This is a genomic window from Pseudomonas sp. B35(2017), from assembly GCF_002113645.1.
Taxonomy (GTDB): Bacteria; Pseudomonadota; Gammaproteobacteria; order Pseudomonadales; family Pseudomonadaceae; genus Aquipseudomonas; species Aquipseudomonas ekonensis.
Genome location: NZ_NEIZ01000001.1, coordinates 110,747 through 125,464 on the forward strand (window position 1 = coordinate 110,747; position 14,718 = coordinate 125,464).

The 14,718-nt window shown below is 61.2% G+C and carries 12 protein-coding genes; 8 read left to right on the forward strand and 4 right to left on the reverse strand.

Annotated features, from left to right (window positions below; genetic code table 11):
* Positions 1-108: 108 nt before the first annotated feature.
* The 4 genes from gyrB to dnaA are packed head-to-tail and all read right to left on the reverse strand — an operon-like array spanning position 109 to position 6,316.
* The gene (gyrB, locus tag CAG41_RS00565; protein WP_085579284.1) at positions 109-2,526 is read right to left on the reverse strand and encodes a DNA topoisomerase (ATP-hydrolyzing) subunit B; all 2,418 of its coding nucleotides are present in this window, start codon (positions 2,524-2,526) and stop codon (positions 109-111) included.
* Between the two features lie 5 nt (positions 2,527-2,531).
* Positions 2,532-3,635, reverse strand: a complete 1,104-nt coding sequence (gene recF / locus CAG41_RS00570; protein WP_085579282.1) for a DNA replication/repair protein RecF — start codon at positions 3,633-3,635, stop codon at positions 2,532-2,534.
* Between the two features lie 14 nt (positions 3,636-3,649).
* Positions 3,650-4,753: a DNA polymerase III subunit beta gene (dnaN, locus tag CAG41_RS00575; protein WP_085579280.1), complete on the reverse strand. Its 1,104-nt coding sequence runs from the start codon at positions 4,751-4,753 to the stop codon at positions 3,650-3,652.
* A 39-nt stretch (positions 4,754-4,792) separates the two neighbouring features.
* Positions 4,793-6,316: a chromosomal replication initiator protein DnaA gene (dnaA, locus tag CAG41_RS00580; protein ID WP_085579278.1), complete on the reverse strand. Its 1,524-nt coding sequence runs from the start codon at positions 6,314-6,316 to the stop codon at positions 4,793-4,795.
* Between the two features lie 565 nt (positions 6,317-6,881).
* Between dnaA and rpmH the strand changes: the two genes are divergently transcribed.
* The 8 genes from rpmH (at position 6,882) to CAG41_RS00625 (ending at position 14,715) form a co-directional block, all read left to right on the forward strand.
* Positions 6,882-7,016 carry a 50S ribosomal protein L34 gene (rpmH, locus tag CAG41_RS00585; protein WP_013793569.1) on the forward strand — a complete coding sequence of 45 codons (135 nt, stop codon included), beginning with the start codon at positions 6,882-6,884 and terminating at the stop codon, positions 7,014-7,016.
* Positions 7,017-7,032: 16 nt separating this feature from the next.
* Positions 7,033-7,434, forward strand: a complete 402-nt coding sequence (rnpA, locus tag CAG41_RS00590) for a ribonuclease P protein component (RefSeq protein WP_170929990.1) — start codon at positions 7,033-7,035, stop codon at positions 7,432-7,434.
* Positions 7,427-7,672, forward strand: a complete 246-nt coding sequence (yidD, locus tag CAG41_RS00595) for a membrane protein insertion efficiency factor YidD (RefSeq protein WP_085579274.1) — start codon at positions 7,427-7,429, stop codon at positions 7,670-7,672. The genes rnpA and yidD overlap by 8 nt, the downstream gene beginning before the upstream one ends.
* Positions 7,673-7,674: 2 nt before the next feature.
* Positions 7,675-9,357, forward strand: a complete 1,683-nt coding sequence (gene yidC, locus CAG41_RS00600; RefSeq protein WP_085706598.1) for a membrane protein insertase YidC — start codon at positions 7,675-7,677, stop codon at positions 9,355-9,357.
* Between the two features lie 79 nt (positions 9,358-9,436).
* Positions 9,437-10,807 carry a tRNA uridine-5-carboxymethylaminomethyl(34) synthesis GTPase MnmE gene (gene mnmE / locus CAG41_RS00605; RefSeq protein WP_085706599.1) on the forward strand — a complete coding sequence of 457 codons (1,371 nt, stop codon included), beginning with the start codon at positions 9,437-9,439 and terminating at the stop codon, positions 10,805-10,807.
* Between the two features lie 552 nt (positions 10,808-11,359).
* Positions 11,360-13,258, forward strand: coding sequence for a tRNA uridine-5-carboxymethylaminomethyl(34) synthesis enzyme MnmG (mnmG, locus tag CAG41_RS00615; protein ID WP_085655938.1), 1,899 nt, complete (start codon positions 11,360-11,362; stop codon positions 13,256-13,258).
* Positions 13,255-13,899: a 16S rRNA (guanine(527)-N(7))-methyltransferase RsmG gene (gene rsmG / locus CAG41_RS00620; RefSeq protein WP_085706600.1), complete on the forward strand. Its 645-nt coding sequence runs from the start codon at positions 13,255-13,257 to the stop codon at positions 13,897-13,899. The genes mnmG and rsmG overlap by 4 nt, the downstream gene beginning before the upstream one ends.
* 18 nt (positions 13,900-13,917) lie before the next feature.
* Positions 13,918-14,715: a ParA family protein gene (locus tag CAG41_RS00625; protein WP_085579263.1), complete on the forward strand. Its 798-nt coding sequence runs from the start codon at positions 13,918-13,920 to the stop codon at positions 14,713-14,715.
* Positions 14,716-14,718: the final 3 nt, after the last annotated feature.

Consider the following 14,718-nt stretch of genomic DNA (forward strand, 5'->3'; position numbering starts at 1 on the left):
GGGGACATACGGTTTCCAGAGGAACCTGTACTGATTCAAAATGTGAACAGCCCGGTGAATCCAAGACTCACCGGGCTGTTCATTTGTTGGCCGTAGACCGCGTCTAGATCAGAAATCCAGGTTCGCCACCGACAGGGCATTGCTCTCGATGAAGTCACGACGAGGCTCGACCGCATCACCCATCAGGGTGTTGAAGATCTGGTCCGCGGCGATGGCATCTTCGATGGTCACTTTCAGCATGCGGCGCACGGTCGGGTCCATGGTGGTTTCCCACAGCTGATCCGGGTTCATCTCACCCAGACCTTTGTATCGCTGGATGGTGTGGCGCTTGGTGCTTTCGGCCATCAGCCAGTCCAGGGCTTCCTTGAACTCGGTGACCGGCTTCTTGCGTTCGCCGCGCTGGATGTACGCGCCCTCATCCAGCAGGGTGCTCAGCTGGGCGCCGAGGGAAACGACGGTCTTGTAGTCGTTGCTGCCGAAGAAGTCGCGGTTGAAGGTGACGTAGTTCGACAGGCCGTGGGAGATCTGCTCGACCTCCGGCAGCCACACGCCACGCTCGCGGTCTTCGCGCAGGCTGGCCTTGTAGACCAGGCCGGACTTCTCGACGGTGCGCAGGCGCACTTCGTACTTGGCCAGCCATTCCTGCATGGCGGCGTGGTTGCCCAGCATCTCCAGGCTCACCGCCGGCAGGTAGATGAAATGCTCGGTCAGCTCCTGCGGGTACAGGCGCGACAGGCGCTTGAGGGTCTTCATCACCATGCGGAAGTCGTTCACCAGGCGCTCCAGCGCTTCGCCGGAAATGCCCGGGGCGTCTTCGTCCAGGTGCAGGCTGGCGTCTTCCAGGGCCGACTGCGTCATGTACTCTTCCATGGCGTCGTCGTCCTTGATGTACTGCTCCTGCTTGCCCTTCTTGACCTTGTACAGCGGCGGCTGGGCGATGTAGATGTAGCCGCGCTCGATCAGCTCAGGCAACTGACGGAAGAAGAAGGTCAGCAGCAGGGTGCGGATGTGCGAACCGTCGACGTCAGCATCGGTCATGATGATGATGTTGTGATAACGCAGCTTTTCGATGTTGTACTCTTCGCGGCCGATGCCGCAGCCCAGCGCGGTGATCAGCGTGCCCACTTCCTGGGACGAGATCATCTTGTCGAAACGGGCCTTCTCGACGTTCAGGATCTTGCCCTTGAGCGGCAGGATGGCCTGGGTCTTGCGGTTGCGCCCCTGCTTGGCAGAGCCGCCCGCGGAGTCACCTTCCACGAGATACAGTTCGGACAGCGCAGGATCCTTTTCCTGGCAGTCGGCCAATTTGCCCGGCAGGCCGGCGATGTCCAGCGCGCCTTTGCGGCGGGTCATCTCACGGGCCTTGCGCGCCGCTTCACGGGCACGGGCCGCGTCGAGCATCTTGCCGACGACCAGTTTGGCTTCGTTCGGGTTCTCCAGCAGGAAGTCGGAGAAGTACTTGCCCATTTCCTGTTCGACCGCGGTCTTCACTTCGGAAGAGACCAGCTTGTCCTTGGTCTGGGAACTGAATTTCGGATCCGGCACCTTCACCGAGATGATTGCGGTCAGGCCTTCACGGGCGTCGTCACCGGTGGTGGCGACCTTGTGCTTCTTGGCCAGGCCTTCCTGTTCGATGTAGTTGTTCAGGTTACGGGTCAGCGCGGAACGGAAGCCCACCAGGTGGGTGCCGCCGTCACGCTGCGGAATGTTGTTGGTGAAGCACAGCAGGTTTTCGTTGAAGCTGTCGTTCCACTGCAGGGCGATCTCGACGCCGATGCCGTCTTCACGCTGGATGTTGAAGTGGAACACCTGGTTGACCGCGGTCTTGTTGGTGTTCAGGTATTCAACGAATGCGCGCAGGCCGCCTTCGTACTTGAACAGCTCCTCTTTGCCGCTGCGCTCGTCCTTGAGGACGATGCCGACGCCGGAGTTGAGGAACGACAGTTCGCGAATGCGCTTGGCCAGGATGTCCCAGCTGAAGTGGATGTTCTTGAAGGTTTCCTTGGAAGCCTTGAAGTGGATCTGGGTACCGGTGGTTTCGCTGTCGCCCACGATCGCCATCGGCGCCTGAGGCACGCCGTGCACGTAGGTCTGCTCCCAGATCTTGCCGCTGCGGCGAACGGTCAGCACCAGCTCTTCGGACAGGGCGTTCACCACCGACACACCTACACCGTGCAGGCCGCCGGAGACCTTGTAGGAGTTGTCGTCGAACTTACCGCCGGCGTGGAGGACGGTCATGATGACCTCGGCGGCGGAAACGCCTTCCTCCTTGTGCACATCCACCGGGATGCCGCGACCGTTGTCGCGCACGGTGATGGATTCATCCGGGTGGATGATGACGGCGATGTCGTCGCAATGGCCGGCGAGGGCTTCGTCGATCGAGTTGTCGACCACCTCGAACACCATGTGGTGCAGACCGCTGCCATCGTCGGTGTCACCAATGTACATACCGGGACGTTTGCGCACGGCATCCAGGCCTTTCAGCACTTTAATGCTCGATGAGTCGTACGTATTTTCTTCGCTCAATGCCTTCACTCCCGATGGTCGTGGGTCTGGGTGATACGGCCCTGTTCCACGTGGAACAGAGCGACTGGCGTTTCCGTCTGCCAGCCTTCCCTCAAAAATTCGTGGTCTACACAGGTGATAAAGACCTGGCAGCGTAAGTCTTCCAGCAAGCGGCACAGCGCACGGCGGTGCTGCTCGTCCAGCTCGGACGGCAAGTCATCCACCAGATAAATACACTGCCCGCGACGGGCCTGGCTCACCAGGTGCCCCTGGGCGATCCGCAAGGCGCAGACCACCAGCTTCTGCTGCCCCCGGGACAAGATGTCCGCGGCGTTGTGCGCACCCAATCGAAGGCGCAGGTCAGCGCGTTGCGGCCCGGCCTGGGTATGGCCCATCTGCTGGTCCCGTTGCAGGGAGCCGGCAAGCACGGCGCTCAGTTCCCGGTCCTTGTCCCAGCCCCGGTAATAGCTGAGCGTCAAACCCTCGAGCTCAACCAGTTCGCTCAAGGTCTGTTCAAAGACCGGTTTCAAGGCTTTGATGTAAGCGCGGCGGTATTCATCGATTTCAGCGCTGGCCTGGCACAGTTCCCTGTCCCAAACCGCTTGCGAAACGGCGTCAAGTGTACCATGCCGCAGCCAGGAGTTTCTCTGGCGCAAGGCCTTCTGCAAACGCTGCCAAGTGGCCATGAACCGCGGTTCGACGTGGAACACGCCCCAGTCCAGAAACTGCCGGCGGATCTTCGGCGCGCCTTCCAGAAGGCGAAAACTGTCCGGGTTGATCAACTGCAGCGGCAGGATTTCCGCCAGTTGCGCAGCGCTGCGGGCGTTCTGCCCGTCGATGCGGATCTGGAACTCACCCTGGCGGTCGCGGGATATCCCCAGCGCGCTGTGTCCGCCTTCGGCCAGCTCGACCTGGCCGAACACGGTGCAGCTGAGCTGTTCGTGCTGAATGACCGGCAACAGCCGCGTGCTGCGAAACGAACGGGCAAGCCCCAGCAGGTGAATGGCTTCCAGGACACTGGTTTTGCCGCTGCCGTTGGCGCCGTAAAGGATGTTGATGCGGGGAGAGGGGGAGAAGGTCACCGGGTGCAGATTGCGCACCGCGGTGACCGAGACGCGACTGAGCGACATCTAGTTGGCGCTGATTACAGACGCATCGGCATGACAACGTAAGCCGAATCGTCGTTGTCGGATTCCTGCACCAGCGCACTGCTGTTGGAGTCGGACAGGATCAGGCGAACCTGCTCGGTGGTCATCACGCCCAGCACGTCCAGCAGATAGCTGACGTTGAAGCCGATCTCCAGCGAGCTGCCGTTGTATTCCACGCCCACTTCTTCTTCCGCCTCTTCCTGCTCCGGGTTGTTGGCCTGGATCTTCAGCTGGCCGCTGGCCAGTTGCAGACGGATACCGCGGTACTTCTCGTTGGACAGGATCGCGGTACGGCTGAACGCCTCACGCAGGGCCTGGCGGTCGCCCAGCACCAGCTTGTCGCCACCCTTGGGCAGGACGCGCTCGTAGTCCGGGAACTTGCCGTCCACCAGTTTCGAGGTGAAGGTGAATTCGCCGGTGGTCGCGCGGATGTGGTGCTGGCCCAGCACGATGCTGACGTTGCCGTCCGGCTCGGTGAGCAGGCGCGCCAGTTCCAGGATGCCTTTGCGCGGCACGATCACCTGGTGGCGGTCCTGCTGGCCGATGTCGGCCTGCATCGAGCACATCGCCAGGCGGTGACCGTCGGTGGCCACGGCGCGGATCACGCCGGTGGACACTTCCAGCAGCATGCCGTTGAGGTAGTAGCGCACGTCCTGCTGGGCCATGGCGAAGCTGGTGCGCTCGATCAGGCGACGCAGCTTGCTTTGCTCAAGGCTGGTGGTCAGCGATCCCGGGCCTTCTTCCACGGTCGGGAAATCGTTGGCCGGCAGAGTCGACAGGGTGAAGCGGCTGCGGCCGGCCTTCACCACCAGCTTCTGCTCGTCGACCTTGATGTCGATCAGCGCGTCGTTCGGCAGGCTCTTGCAGATGTCCATCAGCTTGCGCGCAGGCACGGTGATGGAGCCGGTTTCCGCAGGCTCTTCGAGCTGCACGCGGCCGACCAGCTCGACTTCAAGGTCCGTGCCGGTCAGCGACAGCTGCTGGCCGTCGACGACCAGCAGCACGTTGGACAGCACCGGCAAGGTCTGTCGGCGTTCGACGACACCTGCGACCAGTTGCAGGGGTTTCAACAGGGCTTCGCGTTGAATGGTGAAATGCATGGTCTAGTCCCTTGCCTCAATAAGCTGCGCTGGCGTTCATCAAGTGGTCAGTGTACGCAGCAGGTTCTTGTAGTCCTCGCGGATGTCCGCGTCGGATTCCTTAAGTTCGTTGATCTTGCGGCAGGCGTGCAGAACGGTGGTGTGGTCGCGGCCGCCGAACACATCGCCGATTTCCGGCAGGCTGTGGTTGGTCAGTTCCTTGGACAACGCCATGGCGACCTGACGCGGGCGCGCCACCGAGCGCGAACGGCGCTTGGACAGCAGATCGGAGATCTTGATCTTGTAGTACTCGGCGACGGTGCGCTGAATGTTATCCACAGAGACCAGCTTGTCCTGCAGCGCCAACAGATCCTTGAGGGATTCGCGGATCAGCTCGATGGTGATCTCGCGGCCCATGAAGTGCGAGTGGGCGATCACGCGCTTGAGCGCGCCTTCGAGCTCACGGACGTTGGAACGGATGCGCTGGGCGATGAAGAACGCCGCATCGTGGGGCAGCTCGACCTTGGCCTGGTCGGCCTTCTTCATCAGGATCGCGACGCGGGTCTCCAGTTCCGGAGGCTCGACCGCCACGGTCAGGCCCCAGCCGAAACGGGACTTCAGGCGCTCTTCGAGGCCTTCGATCTCCTTCGGATAGCGGTCGCTGGTGAGGATCACCTGCTGGCCACCTTCAAGCAAGGCGTTGAAGGTGTGGAAAAATTCCTCCTGGGAGCGTTCCTTGCGGGCGAAGAACTGGATGTCGTCGATGAGCAGGGCGTCCACCGAGCGGTAGAACCGCTTGAACTCGTTGATCGCGTTCAGTTGCAGCGCCTTGACCATGTCGGCCACGAAACGCTCGGAATGCAGGTACACGACCTTGGCGTTCGGGTTCTTCTTCAACAGGTGGTTGCCCACCGCGTGCATCAAGTGGGTCTTACCCAGGCCGACGCCGCCGTACAGGAACAGCGGGTTGTAACCGTGCTTGGGGTTGTCCGCCACCTGCCAGGCCGCCGCACGGGCGAGCTGGTTGGACTTGCCTTCGACGAAGTTCTCGAAGGTGAAGGTGCGGTTCAGGTAGCTGGTGTGCTTGAGGGCGCCCTCGACCTGCACGGTGCGCTGTTCGGTGCGCACCGGGGCCTGCTGGGAAGCGGCGCCGGCCATCGGATCGAAACTGTCGCGCGACGGCTCCTCGATGACTTCTTCGGCTTCGGCCTTCTGCGCAGCACGCTTGGCCGGCGCTGCCACCGGGGCCGGTGCGGGCGCGGCAGGCGCCGCATTCACCTGGGCCTGTGCCGCTGCGGCCGCCAACGGGGCGTTCGGCGCGGCGCGGGGGGCCGAGCTGCGTTTGCTGCCTATTAATAAGGAAAGCGCCGGCGCCATGCCGTTGCCGTGCTCATCCAGCAGCTCGAGGACGCGTCCCAGGTACTTTTCGTTGACCCAGTCCAGAACAAAACGGTTGGGCGCATAGACGCGCAACTCGTCGCCTTCGGCTTCGACCTGCAGTGGACGGATCCAAGTGTTGAATTGCTGGGCAGGCAGCTCTTCGCGCAAAAGCTCCACGCACTGCTGCCAAAGTTCCACTGACACGGAGATCCCCTAAGTTGAAAGCCGGTAAGGCAAAAACAAGCGGCCATTGTAGCGGCCAGCCGTCCACTTATCCACACGCAGGTGACCCGATGGAGGCGAATTATCAATGCGTTAACCGGGAAAAAGGTGACCGACGGTGTTCCAGGGAGCTCTGTGGATAACCGCCGATGAGGGCACTGGACAACTGGGGGCAAAAGCGCGTGGATAACCGGCCTGTGGATAACCATCCATTGCATACACAGGTTTTCCGGCCTCGCGGCACAGGCTGACCACGGTTTTCCAGCGTAGTTGTCATTCTCTGTACATCAGACGGAATAAGGCCTCGGCGTAGTTATCCACAAAGGAAGGCCACACTAGCTTTAACAAGCTTTACAGAAAAGCTTTAAATTCTTCGCTTCTTTATTTTTATGTTTGCCAGCGGGTTCTCAAGCCAGAAGGCCGAGGACGATCTGTCCATAAGGAAACGTTGGTTGGAAATTGACCTGAGGACTTGCTTTCTCTAGAATCCCCGGTCTCTTAAAACAGGGGCCATTCCGGCCGTTGTGGACGAACCAGGTAACACGACATGAAACGTACTTTCCAACCAAGCACTATCAAACGCGCTCGTACCCACGGTTTCCGTGCTCGCATGGCCACCAAGAACGGTCGTGCCGTCCTGTCGCGTCGCCGCGCCAAAGGCCGTGCGCGTCTGACCGTTTGATATCCCGGTACTGGAGGTGAGTCAGGACTTCAGTCGGGAAAAGCGTCTGCTTACACCCCGGCACTTCAAGGCAGTCTTTGACTCCCCTACCGGCAAGGTTCCGGGGAAAAATCTCCTGCTCCTTGCGCGCAACAACGATCTCGATCACCCCCGCCTCGGGCTGGTCATCGGGAAAAAGAGCGTAAAGCTCTCCGTCGAGCGCAATCGCCTCAAACGCCTGATGCGCGAGTCGTTCCGTCTGAACCAGGATTCACTGGTCGGCTGGGACATCGTCATCGTCGCGCGCAAAGGTTTGGGCGATGTTGAAAACCCCGAATTGATCCAACATTTCGGCAAGCTCTGGAAACGCCTGGCGCGCAACAAGCCGGCATCTCCAGCCAAAACCGAAACTGTGGGGGCTGACAGTCCAGATGCGTAAACTGGCGCTCGTTCCGATCCGGTTCTATCGCTATGCCATTAGTCCGCTGATGGCCAGTCACTGTCGTTTTTACCCCAGCTGTTCTTGCTACGCGTACGAAGCCATCGAAAATCATGGCCTTCTGCGCGGTGGCTGGCTGACCTTTCGTCGTTTAGGTCGCTGTCATCCGTGGAATCCCGGTGGTTATGACCCGGTTCCACCTGTCCCTACCTCCCGTTCTTCTTCGATGGCCGAGTAATCATGGATATCAAACGCACGGTCCTGATCGTCGCCCTGGCAATCGTGTCCTACGTCATGGTCCTTAAATGGAACCAGGACTACGGTCAAACTGCCCTGCCGACTCAGAATGTTGCCTCGAGCACGACCACATCTGGCTTGCCGGACACCACAACCGGCAATAACGCCTCCGCCAACGACGACATTCCGCACGCCGCGAGCGACAGCAACGCGCCCGCCGAAGCGCCGGTCGCCGTCAGCAAGGACCTGATCCAGATCAAGACCGACGTGCTCGATCTGGCGATCGATCCACAGGGTGGTGACGTCGCTCAACTGACCCTGCCGCTGTATCCGCGTCGCCAGGACCGTCCGGACGTGCCGTTCCAGCTGTTCGACAACGGCGGCGAGCGCATCTACCTGGCGCAAAGCGGCCTGATCGGCACCAACGGCCCGGACGCGAACCCGGCCGGCCGTCCGCTGTACGCGTCGGAGAAGAAGACTTATCAACTGGCCGACGGCCAGGACCAACTGGTCGTCGACCTGAAGTTCAGCAAGGACGGCGTCAACTACATCAAGCGTTTCACCCTGAAGCGCGGCCTGTACGACGTGACCGTTTCTTACCTGATCGACAACCAGAGCGCACAACCCTGGACTGGCGCGATGTTCGCCCAGCTCAAGCGTGACGCCAGCGCCGATCCTTCGTCCACAACCGCCACCGGCACCGCGACCTACCTGGGCGCCGCCCTGTGGACAAGTTCCGAGCCGTACAAGAAAGTGTCCATGAAGGACATGGACAAAGGTCAGCTCAAGGAAACCGTCAACGGTGGTTGGGTCGCCTGGCTGCAGCACTACTTCGTGACCGCATGGGTGGCTCCGAAGGGCGAAAGCAACATCGTCCAGACCCGCAAGGACAGCAAAGGCAACTACATCATCGGCTACACCGGCTCCACATTGACCGCTGCGCCAGGCGCCAAGGTCGAAACCAGCGCCGTGCTGTACGCAGGTCCAAAGAGCCAGGCCGTCCTGAAAGAGTTGTCCCCAGGCCTGGAACTGACCGTCGACTACGGCATCCTGTGGTTCATCGCCCAGCCGATCTTCTGGCTGCTGCAACATATCCACAGCATCGTCGGCAACTGGGGCTGGTCGATCATCTTCCTGACCATGCTGATCAAGGGTCTGTTCTTCCCGCTGTCGGCCGCCAGCTACAAGTCCATGGCCCGCATGCGCGCCGTGGCGCCGAAACTGGCTGCACTGAAGGAACAGCATGGCGACGACCGGCAGAAAATGTCGCAAGCCATGATGGAGCTGTACAAGAAAGAGAAGATCAACCCGCTGGGCGGCTGCCTGCCGATCCTGGTGCAGATGCCGGTCTTCCTCTCGCTGTACTGGGTACTGCTCGAAAGCGTGGAAATGCGCCAGGCGCCGTTCATGCTGTGGATCACCGACCTGTCGATCAAGGATCCGTTCTTCATCCTGCCGATCATCATGGGCGCCACCATGTTCATCCAGCAGAAGCTGAACCCGACGCCGCCGGATCCGATGCAGGCCAAGGTGATGAAAATGATGCCGATCATCTTCACCTTCTTCTTCCTGTGGTTCCCGGCCGGTCTGGTGCTGTACTGGGTTGTGAACAACTGCCTGTCGATTGCCCAACAGTGGTACATCACGCGTAAGATCGAATCGGCGACGAAAAAAGCCGAGGCGTAACTTACTCTGTGGATAACCACTCAAAACGCCCCCTAGTGGGGCGTTTTGCTATCTGCCACTTTTGTCTGGATACCGGTTTATGAGCGCACCTCGTGAAACCATCGCCGCCGTCGCCACTGCCCAGGGGCGCGGCGGTGTGGGCATCGTCCGCATTTCCGGCCCGCTGGCCGGTGCCGCGGCGAAAGCCATCAGCGGCCGCGAACTGAAACCCCGGTTCGCCCACTACGGCCCGTTCTTCAGCGCCGACCGAGAGGTGCTGGACGAAGGACTGGCGCTGTATTTCCCGGGCCCCAATTCCTTCACCGGCGAGGACGTGCTGGAACTGCAGGGCCATGGCGGCCCGATCGTGCTGGACATGCTGCTCAAGCGCTGCCTGGAACTGGGCTGCCGACTGGCGCGCCCCGGCGAATTCAGCGAACGCGCGTTCCTCAACGACAAGCTCGACCTGGCTCAGGCAGAGGCCATCGCCGACCTGATCGAAGCCAGTTCCGCACAAGCGGCGCGCAATGCGTTGCGCTCTCTGCAGGGTGCGTTCTCCCAGCGTGTGCATGAACTCACCGAGCAACTGATCGGCCTGCGCATCTATGTGGAGGCCGCTATCGACTTCCCCGAGGAAGAGATCGACTTTCTCGCCGATGGCCATGTGCTGAGTATGCTCGACAAGGTGCGTGACGACTTGTCCACCGTGCTCCGTGAAGCCGGGCAGGGCGCATTGTTGCGCGACGGCATGACCGTCGTGATCGCCGGTCGGCCGAATGCCGGCAAATCCAGCCTGCTCAATGCGCTGGCCGGCCGGGAAGCGGCGATCGTGACCGAGATCGCCGGCACGACCCGGGACATTCTGCGCGAACATATCCACATCGACGGCATGCCGTTGCATGTCGTGGACACCGCCGGCCTGCGCGACACCGACGACCATGTGGAAAAGATCGGCGTCGAACGCGCCCTTAAAGCCATCAATGAAGCGGACCGGGTGCTGCTGGTGGTCGACGCCACCGCGCCGGAGGCCGCCGATCCGTTCGCTCTGTGGCCGGAATTCCTGGAAACGAAGCCGGATCCGGCCCGCGTGACCCTGATCCGCAACAAGGCTGACCTGACCGGGGAGGCGATCGCCCTGGAGGTCAGCGAAGATGGCCATGTCACGATCAGCCTCAGTGCGAAGTCGGCGGGCGAGGGGCTTGAGTTGCTGCGCGAACACCTCAAGGCCTGCATGGGCTACGAACAGACGGCGGAAAGCAGCTTCAGCGCCCGACGCCGGCACCTCGAAGCCCTGCGTCACGCCAGTGCGGCGCTGGAGCACGGCCGCGCGCAACTGACCCTCGCCGGCGCCGGTGAACTGCTGGCCGAAGACTTGCGCCAGGCCCAGCAATCCCTGGGGGAAATCACCGGCGCGTTCAGTTCGGACGACCTGCTGGGACGAATCTTCTCCAGCTTCTGCATCGGCAAGTAATCCAGCCGTCTCCCATAGACAGGCCCAATCGCGGCCTGTCTGCCCTTCCTTCCCATCATTCCTCTCTCAAACGTCGGCCAGACACGTTCTGCCCGGTCGGATTTTCCATGCCCGGAGCGTTCTCGTTCGTCTGATTTCTGTGGATTAAGCCCTGTGAATAACTGCCGATGAGGTCAGTTGATAACAGGGCCTGAAAACTGGATATAACCGCATCTGTGGATAACGACCCCTTTCATCCACAGGCTTAAGGCGGTTATCCCAATGGCTCCGTGGCACATGGACACAGACTTATGAATCTCTGTACAGATTGAAAACAAAGGCGTTCAGCCTGTTATCCACAGATAGGGGCGGGCCTAAGAATAAACATAAAAACAAGGTTTTATACATTTCTTTCCTTTTTAATTTTTTTGTCCGCGATTTTTCCACAGCTGGTTAAATTTTGTGCAAAGGGTTCTTTAGGAAAGGCGAAGTCCCTATACTTGCCGACCAGGTTCAGAAACCTGAGATCGAATTTTTCCTTAAATACCTACTTAAGCAGGCACGAGGTGCGTGGTGGATTTCCCTTCCCGTTTTGAAGTGATCGTCATCGGCGGCGGTCATGCCGGTACCGAGGCAGCACTGGCGTCAGCGCGCATGGGGGCAAAGACCCTGTTGCTGACGCACAACGTGGAAACCCTCGGCGCCATGAGCTGCAACCCGGCCATCGGCGGCATCGGCAAGAGCCATCTGGTCAAGGAAATCGACGCCCTCGGCGGCGCGATGGCCATGGCCACCGATCTGGGCGGCATTCAGTTCCGCGTATTGAACAGCCGCAAAGGCCCGGCGGTGCGGGCGACCCGCGCACAAGCCGACCGGATCCTGTACAAGGCCGCTGTCCGCGAGATCCTGGAAAACCAGCCCAACCTGTGGATATTCCAACAGGCCGCCGACGACCTGATCGTCGAGCAGGAACAAGTGCGCGGTGTCGTCACCCAAATGGGTCTGCGTTTCTTCGCCGATTCCGTGGTGCTGACCACCGGCACGTTCCTCGGCGGACTTATCCACATCGGCCTGCAGAATTATTCCGGCGGCCGCGCCGGCGATCCGCCCTCGATCGCCCTGGCCCGTCGCCTGCGTGAGCTGCCGCTGCGCGTCGGCCGCCTGAAGACCGGTACGCCGCCGCGCATCGACGGTCGGTCTGTGGATTTCTCGGTGATGACCGAGCAGCCGGGCGACACGCCGATCCCGGTCATGTCGTTCCTGGGCACCAAGGAACAGCATCCGCGGCAGGTCAGCTGCTGGATCACCCACACCAACGCGCGCACCCACGAGATCATCGCGGCGAACCTCGACCGTTCGCCGATGTACTCCGACGCCGGCGAGATCGAGGGCATCGGCCCGCGCTACTGCCCGTCGATCGAAGACAAGATCCACCGTTTCGCCGACAAGGAAAGCCATCAGGTGTTCATCGAACCTGAAGGCCTGACCACCCATGAGCTGTACCCGAACGGGATATCCACAAGCCTGCCGTTCGACGTCCAGCTGCAGATCGTGCAATCGATCCGCGGCATGGAGAACGCGCACATCGTGCGGCCGGGCTATGCGATCGAGTACGACTACTTCGACCCCCGCGACCTGAAGTACAGCCTGGAGACCAAAGTCATCGGCGGCCTGTTCTTCGCCGGCCAGATCAACGGCACCACCGGCTACGAAGAGGCCGGCGCCCAAGGTCTGCTGGCCGGCGCCAACGCCGCGCTGCGGGCCAAGGGCAAAGAAGCCTGGTGCCCGCGCCGCGACGAGGCGTACATCGGCGTGCTGGTCGACGACCTGATCACCCTCGGCACCCAAGAGCCGTACCGCATGTTCACTTCCCGTGCCGAGTACCGCCTGATCCTTCGCGAGGACAACGCCGACCTGCGCCTGACCGAAAAAGGCCGCGAACTCGGCCTGGTCGACGACGCGCGTTGGGCGGCGTTCTGCAAGAAGCGCGAAGGCATCGAGCTGGAAGAGCAGCGGCTGAAAAGCACCTGGGTTCGCCCGGGCACACCCCAGGGCGATGCGATCGCCGAAAAGTTCGGCACGCCGCTGACCCACGAATACAACTTGCTCAACCTCTTGAGCCGTCCGGAAATCGACTACGCTGGTCTGGTCGAAGTGACCGGGCAGGGCGCCGAAGATCCACAGGTCGCCGAACAGGTCGAGATCAAGACCAAGTACGCCGGTTACATCGACCGGCAGCAGGACGAGATCGCCCGCCTGCGCGCCAGCGAAGACACGAAACTGCCTGTGGATATCGATTACGCGAGCATTTCCGGTCTCTCCAAGGAGATCCAGGGCAAGCTCGGCGCGACCCGCCCTGAGACCCTGGGCCAGGCGTCGCGGATTCCGGGCGTCACCCCGGCGGCGATTTCCCTATTGATGATTCATTTGAAAAAACGCGGCGCGGGCCGTCAGTTGGAGCAAAGCGCTTGAGTTCTAAGGTCACTTCGCAACACGCCGAAGAGTTATCCACAGGAGCCCGTGCGCTCGGTGTCAACCTCAGCGAAACCCAGCACGAGAAACTGCTGGGTTACCTGGCCCTGTTGATCAAATGGAACCAGGCCTACAACCTGACCGCCGTGCGCGATCCGGACGAGATGGTTTCCCGTCACCTGCTCGACAGCCTGAGCGTGATGCCGTTCATCGAAAACGGCCATTGGCTGGATGTGGGCAGCGGCGGCGGCATGCCGGGCATCCCGTTGTCGATCCTGTATCCGGACGCACAAGTGACGTGCCTGGACGCCAACGGCAAGAAGACCCGCTTCCTGACCCAGGTCAAACTCGAGCTCAAACTGGATAACCTGCAAGTTGTCCACAGCCGGGTCGAGGCCTTCCAGCCTGCGCAGCCGTTCAACGGGATCATTTCCCGGGCGTTCAGCAGCATGGAGAACTTCACCGGCTGGACCCGCCACCTCGGCGACGCCGACACCCGCTGGCTGGCAATGAAGGGCGTCCATCCGGCCGATGAGCTGGTAGCATTGCCGGCAGACTTCAAACTCGATAGCGAACACGCCCTGGCCGTACCCGGTTGCCAAGGCCAACGCCATCTGCTGATACTGCGCCGCACGGCATGATTGGGAACACAAGCAAGAATGGCTAAGGTATTCGCGATAGCGAACCAGAAGGGTGGTGTGGGCAAGACCACCACCTGCATCAACCTCGCAGCATCCCTGGTCGCGACCAAGCGCCGGGTGCTGCTGATCGATCTCGATCCACAGGGCAACGCCACCATGGGTAGCGGTGTGGATAAACATGGCCTGGAAAACTCGGTCTACGACTTGCTGATCGGCGAATGCGACCTGGCCCAGGCCATGCACTTTTCCGAGCACGGCGGTTATCAGCTGCTGCCGGCCAACCGCGACCTGACCGCGGCGGAAGTCGTCCTCCTGGAAATGCAGATGAAGGAAAGCCGTCTGCGCAGCGCCCTGGCGCCGATCCGCGAGAACTACGACTACATCCTGATCGACTGCCCGCCGTCGCTGTCGATGCTGACGCTCAACGCGCTGGTGGCCGCCGATGGCGTGATCATCCCCATGCAGTGCGAGTACTACGCGCTCGAAGGCTTGAGCGACCTTGTGGATAACATCAAGCGCATCGCTGAACTGCTGAACCCCAACCTCAAGATCGAGGGGCTGCTGCGCACCATGTTCGACCCGCGCCTGAGCCTGATGAACGACGTCTCCGCGCAGCTCAAGGAGCACTTCGGCGATCAGCTGTACGACACGGTGATCCCGCGCAACGTGCGCCTGGCCGAAGCGCCGAGCTACGGCATGCCGGCCCTGGCCTACGACAAGCAATCGCGCGGTGCGCTGGCCTACCTGGCCCTGGCCGGCGAGATGGTTCGCCGTCAGCGCAAGAATTCACGCATCGCCGCCGCCCAGCCAACTTAAGGA